Source organism: Pseudomonas sp. GW821-FHT03E01 (assembly GCF_059420765.1).
In genome coordinates this window covers 91,846-112,207 of sequence record NZ_JBWKUI010000017.1, presented here as the reverse complement: position 1 = coordinate 112,207, position 20,362 = coordinate 91,846, and the positions used below count along the sequence as shown (strand labels likewise).

Sequence of the window (20,362 nt, the reverse complement as noted above, 5' to 3'; positions counted from 1 at the left end):
GCATAACGACGGGGGCACGTTCGATTACACCTTGACGTTCTGGCGGATGTTCCAGCCGAACTTGATCGGCCCGCCTTCCTTGGTGCCGTCGGCTTTTTGCGGCTGGTAGTCCACCAGCACCTTGGCGAAGTTCAGGGTGACGTTTTCAGTCAGACGATCATCGCTGCCCGAGCCGCCGGTGCTCAGGGAACTGATCAGCACTTCTTCCAGGTTGATGATCATGTACTCGACCTGGCTTTCGCCGCCGGCCTTGCGCACGGTCAGCTTGACCTTGTCGATGTGCTTGCCGCTGGCGCAGTGCATCATCAGGTTGGGTGTAGCCTTGTCGACGTACTTGGTCAGCGACAGGTCCTGGACGTTCACCTTGCCGGCTCCGCCGCCGCCGCCCACGTGCATATTGCCGGACTGAGACATGCCCCAGCTCCAGTTCAAGACGTCGATTTCGTCCTTGTGGGCCTTGTCCATGGACTCGCCCTTGATGTCGCCGATCTTGATGAAAATATCAACAGCCATGTTCTCTCCCTGTGTGGTGTCTACCACGTTGTGTTTTTCTGATCGTTCCCACGCTGAGCGTGGGGACGATCACATCAAGGGCGGTGTTACGCGCCTTTGGCCGAAGGCAGCTTGGATACCAGGCGCAGTGACACAGTCAGACCTTCGAGCTGATAGTGCGGGCGCAGGTAGAACCGGGAGTTGTAATACCCCGGGTTGCCTTCCACCTCTTCGACAATCACTTCGGCCGCCGCCAATGGGTGCTGGGCCTTGGTGGTTTCGGTGGAGTGCGCTGGGTCACCGTCGACGTAGTTGAGGATCCAGTCCTGCAACCAGCGCTGCATTTCGTCCTTCTCTTTGAAGGAGCCGATCTTGTCGCGCACGATGCACTTCAAGTAATGGGCGAAACGGCAGGTGGCGAACAGGTAGGGCAGGCGCGCGGCCAGGTTGGCGTTGGCGGTAGCATCCGGGTCGTCGTACTCGGCCGGCTTTTGCAGCGACTGGGCGCCGATGAACGCGGCGAAGTCGGTGTTTTTCTTGTGCAGCAGCGGCATGAAACCGTTCTTCGCCAGTTCCGCTTCACGGCGGTCCGAAATGGCGATTTCGGTCGGGCACTTCATGTCCACGCCACCGTCGTCGGTCGGGAAGGTGTGCGCCGGCAGGTTCTCCACTTCACCACCAGACTCCACGCCACGAATGCGCGAGCACCAGCCAAAGTGTTTGAACGAGCGGTTGATGTTCACCGCCATCGCGTAAGCGGCGTTGGCCCAGGTGTACTTGGAGCTGTCGGCGCCGTCGGTGTTTTCTTCGAAGGCGAAGGCTTCCACCGGGTCGGTCTTGGCACCGTACGGCAGGCGTGCCAGGAAGCGCGGCATGGTCAGGCCGATGTAACGCGAGTCTTCCGATTCACGCAGCGAGCGCCAGCCGGCATATTCCGGGGTGGTGAAGATTTTGGTCAGATCGCGCGGGTTCGACAGTTCCTGCCACGAGCCCATGCCCATCACGGTCGGCGATGCGGCGGCAATGAATGGCGCGTGCATGGCGGCGCAGACTTTCGACAGTTCGCCCAGCAATTCGACATCCGGCGGCGACTGGTCGAAGTAGTAATCGCCCACCAGGCAGCCGTAAGGTTCGCCGCCGAACTGGCCGTATTCTTCTTCGTACATCTTTTTGAAGATCGGGCTCTGGTCCCATGCGGTGCCCTTGAATTTCTTCAGGGTCTTGTGCAGGTCGGTCTTGGAGATGTTGAGCACGCGGATCTTGAGCTGCTCGTCGCTCTCGGTATTGTTGACCAGGTAGTGCAAGCCACGCCAGGCGCTTTCCAGTTGCTGGAACTCCGGGTGATGGATGACCTGGTTGACCTGGGCGGTGAGCTTGGCGTCGATGGCGGCGATGATCGACTCGATCGACTTGATGGCGTCGTTGGACACCAGGTCGGTCTGCGCCAGGGCCTGCTCGGCCAGGGTGCGCACGGCGGTCTCGACGGCTTCACGGGCGCGTTCGGTCTTGGGTTTGAATTCTTGCAGCAGCAGGGAGGCGAACTCGCTGGCTTCTTCGGTGGTGCCCAGTGTCTGGGCGCTTGCGCGTACTGGATCGGTCATGATCATTCGTCCTGATTAAGCCTGAGGCTCGGCGGGCTTGGGCGCACTGGCAAGTGCCTGGAGCAGCGCCGGATCCTTGATGGCCTTCATGATGATTTCTTCGGCACCGGTCTTGCCGTCCATGTAGGTCAGCAGGTTGGCCAATTGAGTGCGCGCTTCGAGCAGTTTGTTCAGCGAGTCGACCTTGCGCGCCACGGCGGCCGGGCTGAAGTCGTCCATGCTTTCAAAGGTGATGTCCAGGCTCAGGTTGCCTTCGCCGGTCAGCTCGTTGGGCACGTGGAACGCAACGCGTGGCTGCATGGCCTTGAGGCGGGAGTCGAAGTTGTCCACATCCACTTCAAGGAACTTGCGATCGGCCACAGGTGCCAGAGGCTCGGCCGGCTTGCCGGCGAGGTCAGCCATAACGCCCATTACGAAGGGCAACTGGACCTTTTTCTCGGCGCCGTAAAGCTCGACGTCGTACTCGATCTGCACTCGAGGCGCACGGTTGCGCGCGATGAATTTCTGAGAACTTTGCTTCGCCACGTTGCTGCTCCTGGTCGCTCAAGCGACGGTGTTGGCGTCATCGGCGGTGCCGGTGACGTGACTGCGTGATCCGTACGCTTTTATTCGCTGTCTGGTCCGCGCAGGTTTTCAAATTGGCTGATGCCGTCGGGAATCAGGTTGCGCACGATCGCCGCGAAGTCGGCGTGCACCAGATTCTTTGCCCGATTCAACAGCACCGGCAGGGGGCTGGAGGGCTCGTGACGGGTGTAATACGCAAGAATCCGGTCCAGGCTGCGCAGCACGTCGTCACGGTTGTTGATTTCGCCGCTGCTGGCGTTAGCGTTGCGCGGCGCGCTTGGCGCGGTGGGGTATTCAACCGGCGCGGCACTGTCGTCGCTGATGGCATCGGGCTGGGGGCTGTCGCCGCTCTGCGGGGCGAACTGGCCGAGAATCTGCAAGGCCATTTTGAGCGGTTGCTTCAATGGGCCAAGGTCAACGCCCTGGGCGGAGCCGACTTGTTCGCTGACGTGTTGCTCGATGGTCTCGGCGGCGCTACGGGCCTCGTGCAAGGCTTTGCGGATGATGTCCAACTGTTCGGGATCGCTGTCGAGGAACGCTCCGGCGAGTTGTTCGGCGCCGAGGTTTTCGTCAGGGAAGCTTTGCAGACCGCTGGCGTTGGCGGCGGCGCGCAGGCTGACAGCGCCAAAGGTTCGCGAACGGGCCAGGATACTTTCGCGCAACAGGCGAATGGTGGCATCGGACGCCAGGCCGGCGAGGGCATTGATGCGCACGGTGGGATCGTTGTCGTCTTCGGCATCCAGGCGTGGATGCAGGTCGGCCCAGTATTGCTTGAGCAATTCGCTGATCAGCGTCAGGACGCGGGCCAGGCCGGGGACACCTTCCAGGGCAAGGGAGCTTTGCAAAAGGAAATGGGTGATACGCAGGTCTTTGCTGCGTTGCAACAAATCCAGGCTTTGCTGCTGGATGCTGCGCCATTCAGGCGGTTCGGCAGGCAATATCGAATCGCCCATGCTGCGCTCGGGCTGGCCTTGGGAATCGCGTTCCAGGCGCAAAAAGTCAGCGTCGTATTCCAGATCTTCGCCACAAGGCGAAGTCGCGGAAACGGCGGCGAGCAGCAAAGGCACTTCCACTGAAATTGATCTCCCTATCGCCCGCGACAGAAACGGGCAGTTCACACGTTAGTTCCAAGTGGAACTTCGCATGTTTCCTTGTGTGTAATGGCCCTTTGGATCCTCTGTGATCTTAAAGTGCCATCACTGTATTCAAGAAAGTTGTTCATTTTTGGTGTAGTACTTATGGCTTGTCAAGGTAAGCTATTTCTCCTGTGTGACAGATGTGAGGTGCTTAACAACCCTCGCGACCGGTAGGTCCAAGAAGGTACTGACGCAGATTTTTTGTCACGTAAACCGGTTAAGATCAGCAAATGTGCTGGTAAAAAGCTGTTTTTTAGGTTGTTTGCAAGGTTTGTCGGCGAGCTTCGCGGGGATTGATCCCTTCATTCGCCGGCGCGCAAAGTGTGCAGCAAGGAGGCAAGATGCCGCTGTGTTTGACTATCACTAGTTATCACAAGATTACCCCTGGTCAATGCTCTGAAAAATCCATGGATCAGGGAGTAATGGCAATTGGCCGTAATTCTGATAATGACTGGATATTGCCCGATCCAGAGCGCTTGGTTTCCGGAAAGCATTGCGTTATTCAATATAAAGATGGCCGGTATTATTTAACCGATAACAGCACTAATGGTGTGGAATTGGTTAAGGCCGGCATTCGTCTGCGCAAAGGAAACAGCGAGCCATTGCAAGATGGGGAAGTTATCCGCATAGGTGATTATGAAATCCAGGCGCGCATCGATTTCAATCTGCCGGTGACTGACAACAACCCTTTTGCCGATTCGTCCAACAGCTTCGAGGCTCTGATGGGGCGTCAGGGCGCCGGCGTGGCTACGCCGACATCGTCGCCCATGACACCACCTGCACATTTCCAGGGTGTGTCGGCCATGGACACGCTGCCGGACTTGTTCGACTTTCTGGCACCGACCACCGTCCCGCCGGCCACCCAGTCCGACCATGTCCCGGCTGAGCAGCACGACTTCCGCCCACCGACCCCGATCCCCAACCCGACGCTCATGGCCGAGCCTGTGCCGCTGGCGTCGGCCCCAGCCCCAGCGCCGGTGATTCCGGAAGATTGGGACCTGTTCAGCGACAAGCCCGCGCCAGTGGCGGTTGCCCCCCTGCCTGTCGCCCCCTTGCCTGTTGCAGAAGTTGCGCCACCACCCGTACCTCAAATCAGCGTGCCGATCGAGCCGGCACCCCTGCGCGAACCGCCCGTGGCTATCGTTGAGCCCCCGGTCAATCCGGTCAGCCCGGTCGACCATTCGCAACCCGACCTGTTGCGAGCCTTTCTGCGCGGCGCCGGGCTGGATCAAGTGCGCCTGGAAAAGGCCCAGGCCGAAGCGCAGATGGAAAACATCGGCCGCAGTTATCGATTGATGGTCGAAGGCCTGATCGATGTCTTGCGCGCCCGCAGCAGCCTCAAGGGCGAGTTTCGCATTCAGCAGACGATGATTCAGCCGGTGGAAAACAACCCGCTGAAATTCGCTCCCAACGTCGATGAGGCCTTGCTGCTGCTGTTGCGCCACACCAATCAAGCGTTCATGGCGCCGGACCTGGCGGTGCGCGACAGCTTCGATGACTTGCGTGCCCACCAGTTGGCGGTGATGGCCGGTGTGGAAGCGGCGATCAAGCATCTGCTGGCGCGTTTCGAGCCGGCACAACTGGAAGAGCGCATGGGCAAGCCCGGTGGCCTGTCGAGCATTTTCAATGGTTCACGACAGGCCCAGTACTGGCAGCAGTTCACCGAGCTCTACAGCAATATTTCCCGTGAGGCCCAGGAGGATTTCCAGGACCTGTTCGGTCGGGAATTCAGCCGTGCCTACGAAGAACACAGTACCAGGCAACGCCGCCGCTGAGCGTGGCCGTTGCATAACGGCATTCAGAGCAAAGAACGGAACAACGGATAGCTGAAACGTCATTGAGGACGCAGGATGATTCACAGGTTTTTACTCGCAGTCGCCACCGCGCTTCTGCTGACCGCGTGTGCCAAGGAGGCCACCAAACCCCAGCCCGAAGAGGCTGAGGCCGACACGGCCGCCGTCGAGTTGCACTTTCACGCCATCGCCGGGCTCAACCCCGGAGCCACTGGCCAGCCGGCCCCGGTCCGGGTGCGCATTTTCGAATTGAAAAATGCCGCCACCTTCGGTCGTTCCGATTATTTCGCACTGGCCGAACGAGCCCAGGCGACGCTCGGTGCGGATCTGATCGACCAGGACGAAGTGCTGATCCAGCCTGGCCAGCAGTTGAGTCTGCAGCGTGACCTCGATCCGGCCACCCGCCATATCGGCGTGCTGGTGGGGTATCGCGAGCTGGATCAGTCGCTGTGGCGCACGGTGATGAACGTCCCGCCGCGCCAATACACCGAATACCAGATCAGCCTCGACGTGCGAGCCGTGCGCAGCGCCGTCGCGGTTCCCCCATCCAGCCCTGCCCAATAAACAATCGGAGCCCCCCATGTCCTGGAACAATCGCGTGGTCTGGTCGGAAGGCATGTTCATTGGAACGCAGCACTTCCAGCAGCATGACCGTTACCTGGAGAATCTCATCGACGCCCGGAGTCGCCCATTGTCGGCCGGTGCCTGGGGGTTTTCTGAGTTGCTGATCGACCAGGGCCTGCTGGCCCAGGGCAAACTGGCGATCATCTCGGCGCGGGGCCTGTTGCCAGACGGCACGCCATTCAACATTCCCCAGGATGATCTGGCGCCGAGCCCGCTGAATATCGATGACAACCTGCGCGATGGTTTGGTGTACCTGGCCTTGCCGCTCAAGCGCGCCGGCGCGCGTGACACCGTTGACGAAGGCGAGGCCCTGGGCGCTGCGCGCTATGTGAGTCAGGTGCGCGAAGTGCGGGACGACAACGCGCCGTTCGAAAACCAGGCCCCGGTGGCCGTGGGGTCGAGGGCACTGCGATTATTGGTCGCCCGGGATGGCATCAGCGACTACGCGGCCATCGGCCTGGTGCGAATCAAGGAGAAACGCGCCGACCGCGCCTTGGTGCTCGATGACACTTACATCCCGCCGCTGCTGGATGTGGTCGCCTCCACGCCCTTGGCTGCGTTTCGCAACGAGCTACTGGGCCTGCTTCATCAACGCGGAGAAGCGCTCGCTGGGCGGGTGGTGGCGTCCGGTGCCGGCGGTGCTTCGGAGATTGCCGATTTCATGCTGCTGCAACTGGTCAACCGTGCTCAGCCGTTGATCCAGCACTTGAGCCACTTGAGCCCTTTGCATCCCGAGCGCTTCTACAGCGAGTTGGTGAGCCTGGCCGGGGAATTCTCGACTTTTACCGCTTCCGGGCGGCGACCGCAGGAATTCCCGCAGTACCAGCATGATGACCTCGCGCTGAGCTTTGCGCCGGTGATGCAAGCCCTGCGTGAAGCGCTGTCGATGCTGATCGACAGCAAGGCCACGCCGATTCCGATCGTCGAAAAAGCCTATGGCATTCATGTGGCCATGCTGGCTGACAAGACCCTGCTCGACAACGCCAGTTTTATTCTGGTGGTGCGCGCCGATGTACCTGCCGAGACCCTGCGCAGCCGCTTCGGCCTGCAGAGCAAAATCGGCTCGGTGGAACACATTCGCGACATGGTCAACCTGCAATTGCCGGGCATCGGCCTGCTGCCGCTGCCGGTGGCGCCACGGCAGATTCCCTATCACGCCGGCTCCACCTATTACGAACTCGACCGGGGCAGCGAGCATTGGCAACAACTGGCCAACTCCGGCGGTTTTGCGTTCCACATCGCGGGTCAGTTCCCGGGGTTGAACCTGGCTTTCTGGGCGATCCGAGGATAAACCGCGATGAATAACGACGATCGTACCCAGTTCATGCCGACCCCCGGTGGCCGTGGCGCCGAGCCGGCCCGCCCGGACCCTGGCCGCGCCCAGCCCGCGCCACTGTCGATGCCGGCCGCGCCGCTGTTGACCGGCAAAGCCGAAGGTCTCAACCCCCTGGAGAGCGCCGCGGGCCCGCTGCTGGCTTTGCTGACCCGCTTGCGCAACACCATTGCCCACCCGGCACCGGCGAGTCTGCGGGCGCAACTACTGGCCTACCTGCGCCAGTTCGAGGAGCGCGCCGAGGCCGCCGGCGTGGTGCGCAACGATGTGTTGCTGGCCCGTTACGCCTTGTGCACCGCCCTGGATGAAGCGGTGTTGAGTACGCCGTGGGGTGGCACCGGCGACTGGGGCAAGCAGAGCCTGCTGATCACCGTGCACAACGAGGCCTGGGGCGGCGAGAAGGTGTTCCAGCTATTGGAACATTGCCTGCAAAGCCCCCGCGAACGTTTGTATCTGTTGGAGCTGTTGTACCTGTGCATGTGCCTGGGTTTCGAAGGGCGTTATCGGGTCATGAATGATGGTCGCAGCCAACTGGAGGCGTTGCGTGAGCGCACCAGTGCGGTTATCCGCAGCGCCCGTGGCGAATATGAACGTGAACTGTCGCCCCATTGGCGCGGCGTGACCGTGGCGCGCGATCGACTGGCGCAATTCATGCCGCCATGGATCGCGGTGGCCATCGGTGTGGCGTTGCTGTTGGCCCTGGTGTTCGGCCTGCGCTTGAAACTGGCCGCCGATGCCGAGCCGGTGTTTAAAAACATTCATGCGCTGGGCGAGATCCCGGTGCAGGCCATCGACCGTCCGGTGGTGCAGCCGAAACTGGTCGAGCGGCCACGCTTGGCCGGTTTTCTCGCTGATGAAATCAAGGCCGGCCGGGTGGCCGTGGAAGATGCCGTTGACCGTTCAGTGGTGACTATCCGTGGCGATGAGCTGTTCGCCTCGGGCAGCGCCAGTATCGTCGACAATTTCCAGCCGCTGATGCTGCGCATCGCCGATGCCATTCGCAAGGTCAAGGGGCAGGTCCGGGTGACCGGTCACAGTGACAATCGCCCGATTGCCACCTTGAGGTTTCCATCGAACTGGGCGTTGTCCGAGGCACGGGCCACTTCGGTGCTGCAAATCCTTTCGGCCAAGACCGGCCAGCCCGAGCGCTTCAGCGCCGAAGGCCGCAGCGACACCGAACCGTTGGCCTCGAACGCTACGACCGAGGGCCGCGCACGCAATCGTCGGGTCGAAATCACAGTGTTGGCGGAGGGGGTCGAGTGAAGGCGTTTTTCAGTTTTATGACCCGCTGGGTCATTCCGTTGCTGGGGCTGATCGCCCTGAGCCTGATCATCTGGTTTGTCGGGCCGCTGCTTGAGCTCCTGGTGCCCGAAGGCCGGCGCTGGGCGCTGATCATTCTGCTGTTCGCGGTGTGGATCGCCTATCGGGTGTTTCGCATCATCCAGGCCCGCCGTCAGGCCGCCGAAGTCATGCGCAGTCTGGCGGCGCAAACCCCGCCGGACCCGACCAGCATCGCTACGGCCGAAGAGCTCGAAACCCTGCGCCAGCGCATGGACGAAGCCCTGACGCTGTTGAAGAAAGCCAAGCTGGGCGGCGACGAACGACGCAATCTCTACGAATTGCCGTGGTACGTGATCATCGGCCCGCCGGGTTCGGGCAAGACCACGGCGCTGGTCAACTCCGGTCTGCATTTTCCGTTGGCCGCGCAGTTGGGCGCCGGTGCGGTGCGCGGCGTCGGCGGTACGCGCAATTGTGATTGGTGGTTTACCGACCAGGCTGTGCTGCTCGACACCGCAGGCCGCTACACCACTCAGGACAGCGACGCGACGGTCGACAAGGCCGCATGGCTGGGCTTTCTGGGTCTGTTGAAAAAACAGCGGGCCCGTCGCCCGATCGACGGTGCATTTATCGCTATCAGCCTCTCCGACCTGTTGCTGGGCAGCGACGCCGAGCGCGCCGCCCATGCCGCTGCGATACGCCTGCGCATTCAGGAGCTGTACACCCAACTGGGCGTGCGCTTCCCGATCTACCTGATGCTGACCAAGCTCGATCTGGTGCCCGGGTTCATGGAGTATTTCGACACCCTGAGCAAGGAAGAGCGAGCTCAGGTCTGGGGCATGACCTTCGCTCTGGATGACGGCAAAAGCAATGACAGCCCGCTGGCCCATCTGCAAAGCGAATTCGCCGGTCTGGAGCAACGCCTGAACGATCGGCTGGTGGAGCGCTTGCAGCAGGAACGCGACCCGGCGCGGCGCGATCTGATCTACGGTTTTCCACAGCAGTTCGGCGCGTTGAAGGATTGCCTGCAAAGCTTCCTTGAGGGCGTGTTCAAACCCAACGCCTTTGAAGAGCGGGCGCTGTTGCGCGGGGTGTATTTCACCAGCGGCACCCAGGAAGGCAGCCCGATTGACCGGCTGATCGGCTCCATGGCCCAGAGCATGAACCTGGACCGCCAGCACCTGGTGCGCCAGAACGGCACCGGGCGCAGTTACTTCATCGAAAAGCTCTTCAGCGCCGTGGCCTTTGCCGAGCGTGGGCTGGTGGGTGTCAATCCGAAAGTCGAACGTCGACGCAAGTGGATCGCCCAGGGCGTGCTGGCCTCGACTGTAGCCTTGGTGCTGGTGGTCGGGACCTTGTGGTGGGTCAGCTATCGCGCCAATCAGGCGTATATCGCGCAAGTCGATCAGAAAGTCGTGCCCCTGGGCCAGACCGTGCAGAACCTCAGCCCGGCGCAGCGGGACGTGCTCGCCGTGTTGCCCTTGCTCAACGCAGTGAAGCACTTGGCCGATGATGCGCCGAACTGGGCCGAAGGCTTGGGTCTGTATCAGGGCGACATGCTTGAAGCCGAGTCCGGCAGCGTTTATCGCAAGCTGTTGATCGCGGTCTTCGCGCCGCGCTTGCTCACGCGTATCGAGGAGCAACTGCACGGCGGCGGCAATTCGGACTTCCTTTACGAAGGCTTGAAGGCCTACCTGATGCTCGCCGACAGCGAGCATTACGATGCTGATTTCATCAAGGCATGGATCGCCCTGGACTGGGACCGCAGCCTGCCGCGCGACTTACCGGCCGAGCAGCGCGTAGCCCTCGGTGAGCACTTGCAGGCGCTGTTCGAACGCCATCCGCCCACTGCGCGTCTCGACCCACGCCTGATCGACGATTTACGCCGGCAGTTGCAACAGCTGCCGGTGGCCCAGCGTGTCTACGACCGGATCAAACGGCAGAAGCTGCCGGACGGCATTGCGGACTTTCGTCTTAACGAAGCGGCCGGGCGCGATGCTGCGCTGGTGTTCAGCCGCAAGAGCGGCAAGCCGCTGGGCGACCCCTTGAGTGGCTTCTTCACGGCCAAGGGTTACCGCCAAGGGTTTTTGCTCACCAGCCTGAACCAGACCGGCACCCTGGCCGAGGAGCAGTGGGTGCTCGGTCGCGATCAGGCAGAACAACAGAACGTCGCCAGCCTGGCTGCCGATGTACGCCGTTTGTATTTCCAGGATTACCAGCGCCAGTGGGACGCCTTGTTGGCTGATATCGACTTCGTGCCGATCACCAGCGTGGCCCAGGCCGCCGATGTGCTGCGGGTGATTTCCGGGCCGACTTCGCCGTTGAAAAAACTGCTGGTGGCGGTGGCGAAGGAAACCGACCTGCAACAGGAAGAACGCCTGCTGGCCGCCAAGGGGGCGCCGGTGGAAGGCGGAGTCGACAAACTCAAGGAGCGCCTGGGCACTTTGCTCGGCCAGGAGCAGATGCAAAACACACCCGAGGCGAGTGAAGACCCCGTCACCGCGCACTTTGCTGAACTCAACAGCATTGTCAGCAAGAACGAAGGCGAGCCGGCAGCCATCGACGGCCTGTTGGCCGACATGAACGCCTTGTATGTGCAGGTCAGCGCCATGGTCGGTGCCAGCGGCGACGCCTTGCTTGGCGAAGCCAAGAACCAGGCCGCAGCGGCGGCGACGCGGGTCAGCCTCAACGCCGAGCGTCAACCGGCGTTGGTGCAGGGCCTGGTCAAGTCGGTGGTCAACTCCACCACCAACAGCATGATGGGTGGAGTACGCAATCAACTGAACGCGGCCTGGACCAGCGAAGTGGTGAACATCTATCGCCAGTCCCTGGCCGGGCGTTATCCGATGTCGCCAGGCAGTGCACGGGACGCGACCCTCGACGACTTCGGTCAGTTCTTCGGCGTGGGCGGGGTGATGGACAACTACTTCCGCAAATACCTGCAGCCCTACGTGGATACCTCGACCCAGGCCTGGCGCTGGCAACCGGGCGCCGCGCAGAAGCTCGGCATCGCCCCGGGCGTGCTGCAAACCTTCCAGCGGGCAGCGACCATCCGGGATGCGTTTTTCCGCTCCGGCGGTACCCAACCGATGGTGCGCTTCGAACTCAAGCCCGTGGCCATGGATTCCACCATCACCCAGTTTTTGCTCGACCTCGACGGCCAGCAATTGAGCTACGACCACGGACCTAGCCGTCCGACCGCGATGCAATGGCCCAACCCCGGCAGCATCGGCGTGGTGCGGATCTCGATCATGCCGCCCACGGCCAGCGGTCGGTCCGGCATCACCCTGGACGGGCCCTGGGCCTGGTTCCGCCTGCTCGAGCAATCGGACCTGACCGCCGGCAACTCGCCGGACCGCTTCAACCTACGGTTGCGGGTCGATGGCGCCAGCGCCTCTTATGAGCTACGGGCCAACAGCGCCTTCAACCCGTTCAAGAGCCGTGTGCTCAGCGGTTTCAGCCTGCCGGAGCGCTTATGAGCACGCCGGGCTTCTATGGAAAGTTGGCCAGTCGCGGGGACTTTGTCAGCCGTGGTTTGCCGCAGAGTTTTATCGGCCCTTGGGATTCGTGGCTGGCAGCGGGGTTGCTCGCCAGCCAGAGCCTTGGCGACCGTTGGCTGAATGCCTATCTGGTCAGTCCGCTGTGGCGCTTTATGGTTGCGCCCGGTGTGTGTGGGCCGCAGGCCGCCGTGGGGGTGGTGATGCCGAGCATTGATCGGGTTGGCCGGTATTTTCCGCTGACCGTCGCGGTGCTGCTGGATCACGACGCTGATCCTGCGTCGGTGATAGGCGGCTCGGATATCTGGTTTGAACAGGTCGAGCAATTGCTGTTGAGCACCTTGAACGTGGAGGCAAGCTTCGAGGCCTTCGGTGCAGGACTGGAGGCGCTGGGCAGCCCGGCTTATCTGCGACGCACCCCGAGCGGCCGTTTTGCCGGGTTGCACCGCTTTGATGTCACTGATCCGCAGGCGCGAATGATCGCCCTCGCCGAACAGGCCTGCGAAGGGGCCAGTGTGTGGTGGGGCCAGGGTTCGGAGCGCATCGCCCCCGGTTTATTGCGGTGCCAGGGCCTGCCGGCCGCCGCTGATTTTGCGCAATTTTTGCTCGGCCAAGAAGGTGTTGTGTAGATGTGTTCAAACGTGGGAAGGACCCTCAAGTCTGCAAGCAAAAGCCATGTCGGCATGGTCCGCCAGGTTAACGAAGACGCTTGCCTGGACCTGCCGCAAAAAGGCCTGTGGGTGGTCGCCGATGGCATGGGCGGGCACGCGGCGGGCGACTACGTCAGCAGTCTGATTGTCGACAGTCTGCGTAGCATTGCTGTGGGCCGTTCGCTGGATGAATACGTCGCGGCGTTGAAAACCGACCTGCTGCGGGTCAACGCCGCCGTGCGTGAAGAAACCGCCAACCGCGGCGTGACCATGATGGGCAGCACGGTGGTGGTGCTGGCGGCGCGTGACTTGCGTGGGGTGTGTCTGTGGGCGGGCGACAGCCGCTTGTATCGCCTGCGTGACGGCCGACTCAAACGCATCTCGCGGGACCACAGTTACGTCCAGGATCTGCAGGACAGCGGCCTGCTCAGCGAAGCCGAAGCCCGGGTGCACCCACGGTCCAATATTGTCACCCGCGCTATCGGGGTCCAGGCACAGCTGGAGCTGGCGATGGTCGAGTTGCTGTTGAAGCCCGGCGACAGTTACCTGTTGTGCAGCGACGGGCTGAACAAAACCGTTGAAGATCATGAGATCCGCGAGGTGCTGGGCCACGACGAGCCAGGGGAAATCGCCAGCAGCCTGGTGTCCCTGGGCCTGATGCGCGGCGCTCCGGACAACATCACCGTCATCGTCGTGAAGGTGCCTTTATGAACCTCACCGCGAACATTCTGATCCCGGGCTACGACATCGACGGTGAGATCGGTGAGGGCGCCATGGCCAGCGTTTACCTGGCGACCCAACGCTCGCTGGAGCGCAAGGTGGCGTTGAAGGTCATGGCCGCCGCGCTGGCAGCCGATCCGAGTTTCTGCGAGCGCTTCCTGCGCGAAGGCAAAACCCTGGCGCGCCTGTCTCACCCGCATACGGTCACCATCCATGACATCGGCAATGTCGGTGAGCTGTATTACATGGCTATGGAATACCTGCCCAATGGCACGCTCAAGGAGCGCATTGCCGCCGGCCTGACGCCGGAGCAGGGCCTGATCTACATCCGCCAGATCGCCTCGGCGCTGGGCTATGCCCACGGGCTGGGGCTGGTTCATCGCGACGTCAAACCGGCGAACATTCTGTTCCGCGCCGATGGCACAGCGGTGCTCTCGGACTTCGGCATCGCCAAGTCGCTGGACGACCGCACCCAGTTCACCCAAGCGGGTTTCGCCGTCGGCACGCCCAGCTACATGAGCCCGGAACAGGCGCGCGGCCAGGACATTGACGGCCGGGCCGATCTTTATGCCCTGGGCGTGGTGCTCTACGAAATCCTCGTCGGCAAACTGCCGTACACCGGCAACGACGCGCTCTCTACGGCCCTGGCGCATTTGACCGAACCGCTGCCGGAGCTGCCGGTGCACCACGGCCGTTATCAAGAGGTGCTGCGCAAGCTGTTGGCCAAGGATCCGGCCGAGCGTTTCCCGGATGCAAAGGCGTTGTTGCAGGCGCTGGATAATCTGCCCGGGGAATCGGTTGAAGCGACCACGATCCGGCCGTTGCCCCTTCCAATGAACAATGACCTGGCGGGACTGACGCCGGTGTCCATCGACATTCCGACGAGCCCCGCACAGCCACAACCCCAAGCCAAGCCTGTTGCGCCGACGGCGAAGTCGACGCCGCAATCCCCGGCCTCGGAGCAGCGCAAGGGACCGGTGTTCGCGCTTGCCGCTGTTGCGGTAGCCGTGGTGCTGGCCTTGGGCGGCGCGGGTTATTGGTGGCTGTCCGGTGACGTCGAGGCGGACGCCAAGGTGCCAGTGGCTTCAGTGCCTCCAGTCAAAACACCACCACCAGCCGTGGCGCCACCGGTGAACCCCCCTGTGGCGACAGACGTCGATAATGGTCAGCGCCCGCTGCTGATGGCCGGCAAAAAAACCTTGTTCCAGCGGGTGCTCAGCAAGCCGGGAGCGAAACTCGCCAGTGAACCGGGGGCAGCACCTGACAAGGCCTTGCCGGCGTTTTCCGTGCTTTACGTCTATCAGCGCCAAGAGGTGGCCGGCAGCCCGTGGCTACGCGTCGGCGCCGCCACCGACGGGCGCAGTGACGGCTGGTTGCCAGCCGAGCAAGTCAGCGACTGGAAGCAAAGCCTGGTGCTCAAGTTCACCGAACGCTCCGGTCGTGCGCCGGTGATGTTCCTGCGTCAGCCCGGCGAAGTGGAGCGGCTGCTGGCCGATCCGTCGGCTGCAAAAAACCTGTTGCTCAAGGCCCAGCAGAACCGTGAAGACAATCAGCAGGTGCTGGCCCTGGAACCGGCCGCCAGCGCGGTGCCGCAGAACCAGTTTTATCTGTTGCCGATCTTTGATTCGCGCGAGAGCTTCGATGAAAACGGCCAGCCGGTGCAGTTGCTGAACGTGGCGTCCATCGACCCCGGCAATGCACCGAAGGCCACTGTCGGCAACACTCCGATCAGCGCCGCCAATGCCGATGCATTTCGCACCGCTGTGGTGTTGGTCGTCGACACCACGGTGTCCATGCAGCCCTACATCGATCAGGTCCGCGACGTGGTGCACCAACTGCAAACCCGCATCGCCGAGCGGGGCGAGCTGGACAGTGTCAGCTTTGGCCTGGTGGGGTTTCGAAACAGCATCCAGAAAACCCCGGGCCTGGAATACGTCGCCAAAACCTTGATCACCCTGGACCAGGGCCGCGACCCACAGCGCTTCATGGACCTGGCGCGGCAGGTCAAGGCGTCCACGGTCTCGAGCCATTCGTTCAATGAAGATGCGTTTGCCGGCGTGATGGAAGCGGTCGAGGGCATGGACTGGTCCGGTTATGGCGGACGCTTGATTCTGTTGGTCACCGATGCCGGTGCGTTGCGCAAGAACGACCCGTATGCCGCCACGCAAATGAACGAGGCCGAAGTGCGTCAGGCCGCATTGGGCAAACAGATCAAAATCTACGCCTTGCACCTGCTCAGCGATGCCGGCAAGAAAACCCATGGCGGTGCGCAAAGCCAGTATCGCACCCTGACCGCCGACGCCAACCCGCAGATCGGCGATCTGTACATCCCGGTGCCGGGCGCCGATGTGCGCAAGTTTGGTGAACGGGTGGACGAGATCGGTTCGGTGTTTGCCGACCTGGTGCATCAGGTGCGCAGCAACAAGTCGCAAACCGTGCCGCTGCTGAGCGCTGCGCCGAGCCTGGCCGACAAATCGGCGGCCATCGGCTACGCGATGCACATGGACTTCCTGGGGCGAAAAGCCGCCAGCCAGGCGCCGCAACTGGTCAGCGCCTGGACCGCCGACCGCGACCTGACCAACCCGGCACTGCCGGCGTTCCAGGTGTGCGTGATGCTGACCAAACTGCAGCTCAACGACTTGCAGCAATCGCTGAAACTGATCGTCGACGCCGCCCGCAAGACCCAGACCTCACCGAAGAATTTCTTCCAGGAAATCGCCAGTGCCAGTGCCTACATGAGCCGCGATCCCTCGGCCTTGCGCAAAGGCGGCAATCTGGCCGATGGCGGGGTTTTGGGGGAGTACCTGGAAGGACTGCCTTATCGCAGCAAGTCGCTGAACATGACCCAGGATTTGTGGCTTTCCCTGAGCGTGGCCGAGCAGGAGGACTTTATCGACGAGCTGGACTCGAAAATCCGCCTCTATGAAACCTTCCACAACGACCTGGCCAACTGGGTGCGTTTCGGCGATGCGGAACCGGGTGATGCCTTGTACCGCGTTCCATTGTCGACGCTGCCGTGATGCTGAACATGAGCGCAGTGCACAAAAGCCGGGGCGCCGGCAGCCAGCGCTACAGCCTGGTGATTCCACGGCTGCAACTGCGTGCCGGTGAGCAACTGGCGGTGGTCGGTCCCAGTGGCTGCGGCAAAAGCACGTTGCTCGATTTGCTGGCGCTGGTGCTGGCGCCGGATCAGGCCGGGCAGTTTGATTTTGCGTCCGGCCAAACCACGACGGACATTGCCGGGCTGTGGCGCGCAGATGCGCAAAGTGCCTTGGCGAACCTGCGCAGCCGGCACTTGGGCTACGTGCTGCAAACCGGTGGCCTGCTGGATTTTCTGGACGTGCGCGGCAACATCGACCTGTCGCGCCAACTGCTCGGCTTGAACGACGACGGCAGCGTCGATCGCCTGGCCGGGGCGTTGGATATCATCGATCAACTGGGCAAAAGACCGTGCGACTTGTCCGTCGGCCAACGGCAACGGGTGAGTTGTGCCCGCGCCCTGGCTCATGGGCCGCGCCTGCTGTTGGCCGATGAACCGACCGCTGCCCTCGATCCGCTGAACGCGGAACGCGTGATGCAGTTACTGGTGACCCAGGCTCGTGAACACAGGGTGTGCTGCGTCGTTGCCACCCACGACGAGTCACTGGCCCGCGCCAGCGGTTTGCAGGTGCGACGCATCAGTTGTCATCGCGACGTCGATGGCGGTGTCACCGCCACCCTTGGGGAGGCCTGCTGATGCGCGGCGCGCTGGTGGCTTCCCTGGCCTGGCAGGATTACCGCAACGATGCCTGGCTGTCGGCCTGCTCGGTATTGGCGCTGGTGGCGGTGATCGCACCGCTGCTGGTGCTGTTCGGTTTGAAATTCGGCCTGGTCAGCAGTTTGACCGAGCGCCTGGAAAACGACCCGGCCACCCGGGAGATCATCCCCCTCGGTGGCGGCCGGTTCAGTGCCGCGTTTATCGAGCAGTTGAGCCAGCGCAGCGACGTGTCGTTCGCCTTGCCGCGCACCCGGCAGATTGCCGCGACAGCGGATCTGACCGCAGGCGCTTCGACGGTGACTGTGGAAATGATCCCCACCACCGCCAACGATCCGTTGCTCGGCAGTCTGCCGGTACCCCAAGGGCTGGATCAGGTGCTGCTCAGCCAGACCGCCGCCGAAAAGCTTGGGGCCAAGGCCGGTGATTGGTTACAGGCCGGTTTTGGCCGGCAGGTGGCCGGTCGTGGCGAGGCGCAGCGCACTCGCGTTCAGGTGCTGCAGGTTCTGCCGCTGGAAGCCTTCGCCCGGGACGGATTGTTCGCGCCGTTGACGTTACTGGAAGCGGCTGAAGATTACCGGGACGGCCGCGCCGTGCCTGCGTTCGATTGGCCAGGTGATGCGGTGGGCGCGACGGAGCAGCGGGTATATCCGGCGTTTCGCCTGTACGCCCGCAGCCTCCAGGATGTCGAACCGCTGCGCCAATACTTCGCTGCACAGAACCTGCTGGTCTCGACCCAGGCCCAGGCCATCGCCCAAGTGCAATCGCTGAGCCGCAACCTGTCGATCGTGTTCTGGATCATCGCCGGATTAGCCGTGGCGGGAGCGTTCGCGGCGATTTTTGCCGGGGCGCTGGCGGCGGTCGAGCGCAAGCGTCGAGCGTTATCGGTGCTGCGCTTGCTGGGGTTTTCCACGGCGGCGTTGCTGTTGTTTGTGGTGGTGCAGGCGCTGTACAGCGCCGGCCTTGCCGCCCTGTTGAGTGCCGGGCTGTATGGCCTGGCGCAATCGGGCCTGAACCATTTATTTGCGCAGATGCCGGGCGAGTACGCCAGCCATCTGCTGGCACGTCACTACGCGTTGGCCCTGGCGGCCGTGCTCGGCGTCAGCGCCGTGGCGGCGCTCTGTGGTGGCTGGCGAGTGGCGCGTATCCAGGCGTGTGAAGGAATCCGAGATGTATAAGTTACTGGGCGCCGCCGTGGCGCTGAGCCTGGCCGGCATGGTCTGGGCTGATGAAGGCACCGACAAGCTGGACAACCCCAAGCCGTTGCCCGATGACGTCAGCCTGCCGCTGCCGTGCGAAGGGCAGATGGTGTTCCGTTACGTCTACATCCTGGCCCAGGGCAGTCTGGACGACCGCGAGATCAGCCTCGGTTACCCGTTCAGCGAAGGCGAGGCCGGCTATCAGCAGTCGTTCATTTCCGGTTATCGCCGGGACTTCATCAATGGCCAGTTCACCCTCAAGGATCTGCCCAAGGACTGGAGTAAAAGCATCACCCCGTTGATGCCCAAGACCGACGCCAACACCCCGCTCAAACCGATGCTCTATTTCATCGGCAAATACGAAGTCACCGCCCGCCAATACGCGCAGGTCATGGCCCAGGCGCAATCGTTGGCCAGCGGTGAACCAGCGCCAGCCTGCGAGGCATTGCAGGCTGAAATTCCGCAAGGCATGGCCGGGCGTTTGCCCAAGGTGAAGCTGTCGCGATTCGAGGCGGAACGCTTCTCGGCGGTGTATAGCGCCTGGCTGATGAAATACCACAAGGACCTGCTGCCGGTGAGCGGTCGCGGCACCTCGGCAGAGGAGGGCGGGCTGGGTTTTGTGCGCTTGCCGACCGAAGTCGAATGGGAATTTGCTGCCCGTGGCGGGCAGGCCGTCAGCCGTCAGGACCTGGAAGGGCGCCTGTTTCCCCGGCGCCTGGACGGCAGCGAAAGCGACGGACCGCTGGCCGATTGGGCGGTCTTCAATCAGGTCGCCGGCGGCACCGGTCAGGCCGCGCGGTTGATGCCGATCGGTACCAAACTGCCAAACCCCATTGGCTTGTTCGACGTGATCGGCAACGCCGCCGAAATGGTCCAGGAGTCCTTCCAGCTGGTGCACGCCGGACGCCGCCAGGGAACCTACGGCGGCTTCGTGGTCAAGGGCGGCAATTACCTGGAAGGCGAGGGCACCTTGTTTACCGGGATGCGCCGCGAGTACCCGCTGTTCGCCGCCGACGGCACCGAGCAAAACAACGAAACCACCGGGTTCCGGGTCGCGGTTGGCGCGTTGTCGGCGCCCCGTTCGCGCTACAAGGAACTGTTTGCCCAATGGCAGAAAGAAGGTCGGCTGGCTTCGCTGACCGATGCCATCGATGACGCCCAGGACCCGACCAAACGCCTGGACAGCATCATTGCCGCCAGCGTCGATCCGCGTTTGCAAGCCGAGTTGGGGCTGGTCAACGAAGAGCTCAAGCGCAACGTCTCGCTCATCGCCCAACAGCGCGAGGAAGCGGCCGGCAACCTGATCCAGTCGGCGGCCCTGGTGGCCGAGACCGTCAACAACTACAACATTCGCCTGACCAATTTGCAGAAGAGTCGCCAGCAGGCCGTGGACGCCAAGGACGAGGCCAGCGCCAAGCTGTTCGCCATGGCCATCGACAACGGCCGCAGCGCGCTGGACGGCGCGGTGGCGATCTACATCGACAACCTGGCGACTGGCACGCGCTACACCGATGCCGTGATCCAGGCGCAGTTTCAACGCATCAAGGAAGAGTTGGAGCGCAAGCCGGTACTGGGCAAGAGCCTGGTGACGCGCGCGACGTTATTCGTTCGCCATGTCGGTGATTATCGTCAGCAACGACGAGCCGACCCGGCGGCGATATTGAAGGAATTGCTCGCATCGAACGCTCAGCGGTCTTGATCGTTCGTTGTACAGCGAGCTT

15 protein-coding genes are annotated in these 20,362 nt (G+C 62.5%); 11 read left to right on the top strand and 4 right to left on the bottom strand.

Annotated elements, in window-relative coordinates; translation table 11 throughout:
* Positions 1-24: 24 nt before the first annotated feature.
* From AC07VO_RS26055 to tssA, 4 genes are all read right to left on the bottom strand, one after another.
* Positions 25-513: an Hcp family type VI secretion system effector gene (locus tag AC07VO_RS26055; RefSeq protein ID WP_018927416.1), complete on the bottom strand. Its 489-nt coding sequence runs from the start codon at positions 511-513 to the stop codon at positions 25-27.
* An 86-nt stretch (positions 514-599) separates the two neighbouring features.
* Positions 600-2,093, bottom strand: coding sequence for a type VI secretion system contractile sheath large subunit (gene tssC, locus AC07VO_RS26050; protein ID WP_018927417.1), 1,494 nt, complete (start codon positions 2,091-2,093; stop codon positions 600-602).
* A gap of 15 nt (positions 2,094-2,108) precedes the next feature.
* Positions 2,109-2,618, bottom strand: coding sequence for a type VI secretion system contractile sheath small subunit (tssB, locus tag AC07VO_RS26045; RefSeq protein WP_007894500.1), 510 nt, complete (start codon positions 2,616-2,618; stop codon positions 2,109-2,111).
* An 80-nt stretch (positions 2,619-2,698) separates the two neighbouring features.
* Positions 2,699-3,730: a type VI secretion system protein TssA gene (tssA, locus tag AC07VO_RS26040; RefSeq protein WP_064621133.1), complete on the bottom strand. Its 1,032-nt coding sequence runs from the start codon at positions 3,728-3,730 to the stop codon at positions 2,699-2,701.
* Positions 3,731-4,134: 404 nt separating this feature from the next.
* Between tssA and tagH the strand changes: the two genes are divergently transcribed.
* The 11 genes from tagH to AC07VO_RS25985 all read left to right on the top strand — a co-directional run bounded on the left by tagH (position 4,135) and on the right by AC07VO_RS25985 (position 20,340).
* Complete coding sequence (tagH, locus tag AC07VO_RS26035) at positions 4,135-5,568, top strand: type VI secretion system-associated FHA domain protein TagH (protein ID WP_086945202.1); 1,434 nt, start codon at positions 4,135-4,137, stop codon at positions 5,566-5,568.
* Between the two features lie 75 nt (positions 5,569-5,643).
* The gene (gene tssJ, locus AC07VO_RS26030) at positions 5,644-6,150 is read left to right on the top strand and encodes a type VI secretion system lipoprotein TssJ (RefSeq protein ID WP_018927420.1); all 507 of its coding nucleotides are present in this window, start codon (positions 5,644-5,646) and stop codon (positions 6,148-6,150) included.
* A gap of 16 nt (positions 6,151-6,166) precedes the next feature.
* A complete protein-coding gene (tssK, locus tag AC07VO_RS26025; protein ID WP_018927421.1) occupies positions 6,167-7,501 on the top strand; it encodes a type VI secretion system baseplate subunit TssK in 1,335 nt (444 codons plus the stop codon).
* A 6-nt stretch (positions 7,502-7,507) separates the two neighbouring features.
* Positions 7,508-8,806 carry a DotU family type VI secretion system protein gene (locus AC07VO_RS26020; RefSeq protein ID WP_018927422.1) on the top strand — a complete coding sequence of 433 codons (1,299 nt, stop codon included), beginning with the start codon at positions 7,508-7,510 and terminating at the stop codon, positions 8,804-8,806.
* The gene (tssM, locus tag AC07VO_RS26015) at positions 8,803-12,300 is read left to right on the top strand and encodes a type VI secretion system membrane subunit TssM (protein WP_086945201.1); all 3,498 of its coding nucleotides are present in this window, start codon (positions 8,803-8,805) and stop codon (positions 12,298-12,300) included. Before AC07VO_RS26020 ends, tssM begins: the two co-directional genes overlap by 4 nt.
* Positions 12,297-12,947 carry a type VI secretion system-associated protein TagF gene (tagF, locus tag AC07VO_RS26010; RefSeq protein ID WP_064621130.1) on the top strand — a complete coding sequence of 217 codons (651 nt, stop codon included), beginning with the start codon at positions 12,297-12,299 and terminating at the stop codon, positions 12,945-12,947. Before tssM ends, tagF begins: the two co-directional genes overlap by 4 nt.
* 12 nt (positions 12,948-12,959) lie before the next feature.
* Complete coding sequence (locus AC07VO_RS26005; RefSeq protein WP_173861179.1) at positions 12,960-13,679, top strand: PP2C family protein-serine/threonine phosphatase; 720 nt, start codon at positions 12,960-12,962, stop codon at positions 13,677-13,679.
* A complete protein-coding gene (locus AC07VO_RS26000) occupies positions 13,676-16,708 on the top strand; it encodes a serine/threonine-protein kinase (protein WP_086945199.1) in 3,033 nt (1,010 codons plus the stop codon). The genes AC07VO_RS26005 and AC07VO_RS26000 overlap by 4 nt, the downstream gene beginning before the upstream one ends.
* Positions 16,708-17,424 carry an ABC transporter ATP-binding protein gene (locus AC07VO_RS25995; RefSeq protein ID WP_064621127.1) on the top strand — a complete coding sequence of 239 codons (717 nt, stop codon included), beginning with the start codon at positions 16,708-16,710 and terminating at the stop codon, positions 17,422-17,424. The genes AC07VO_RS26000 and AC07VO_RS25995 overlap by 1 nt, the downstream gene beginning before the upstream one ends.
* Entirely contained in the window at positions 17,424-18,620 is a 1,197-nt protein-coding gene (locus AC07VO_RS25990) for an ABC transporter permease (protein ID WP_019650065.1), read from the top strand. Before AC07VO_RS25995 ends, AC07VO_RS25990 begins: the two co-directional genes overlap by 1 nt.
* The gene (locus AC07VO_RS25985) at positions 18,613-20,340 is read left to right on the top strand and encodes a formylglycine-generating enzyme family protein (RefSeq protein WP_019650066.1); all 1,728 of its coding nucleotides are present in this window, start codon (positions 18,613-18,615) and stop codon (positions 20,338-20,340) included. Before AC07VO_RS25990 ends, AC07VO_RS25985 begins: the two co-directional genes overlap by 8 nt.
* The last annotated feature ends 22 nt before the right edge of the window (positions 20,341-20,362 follow it).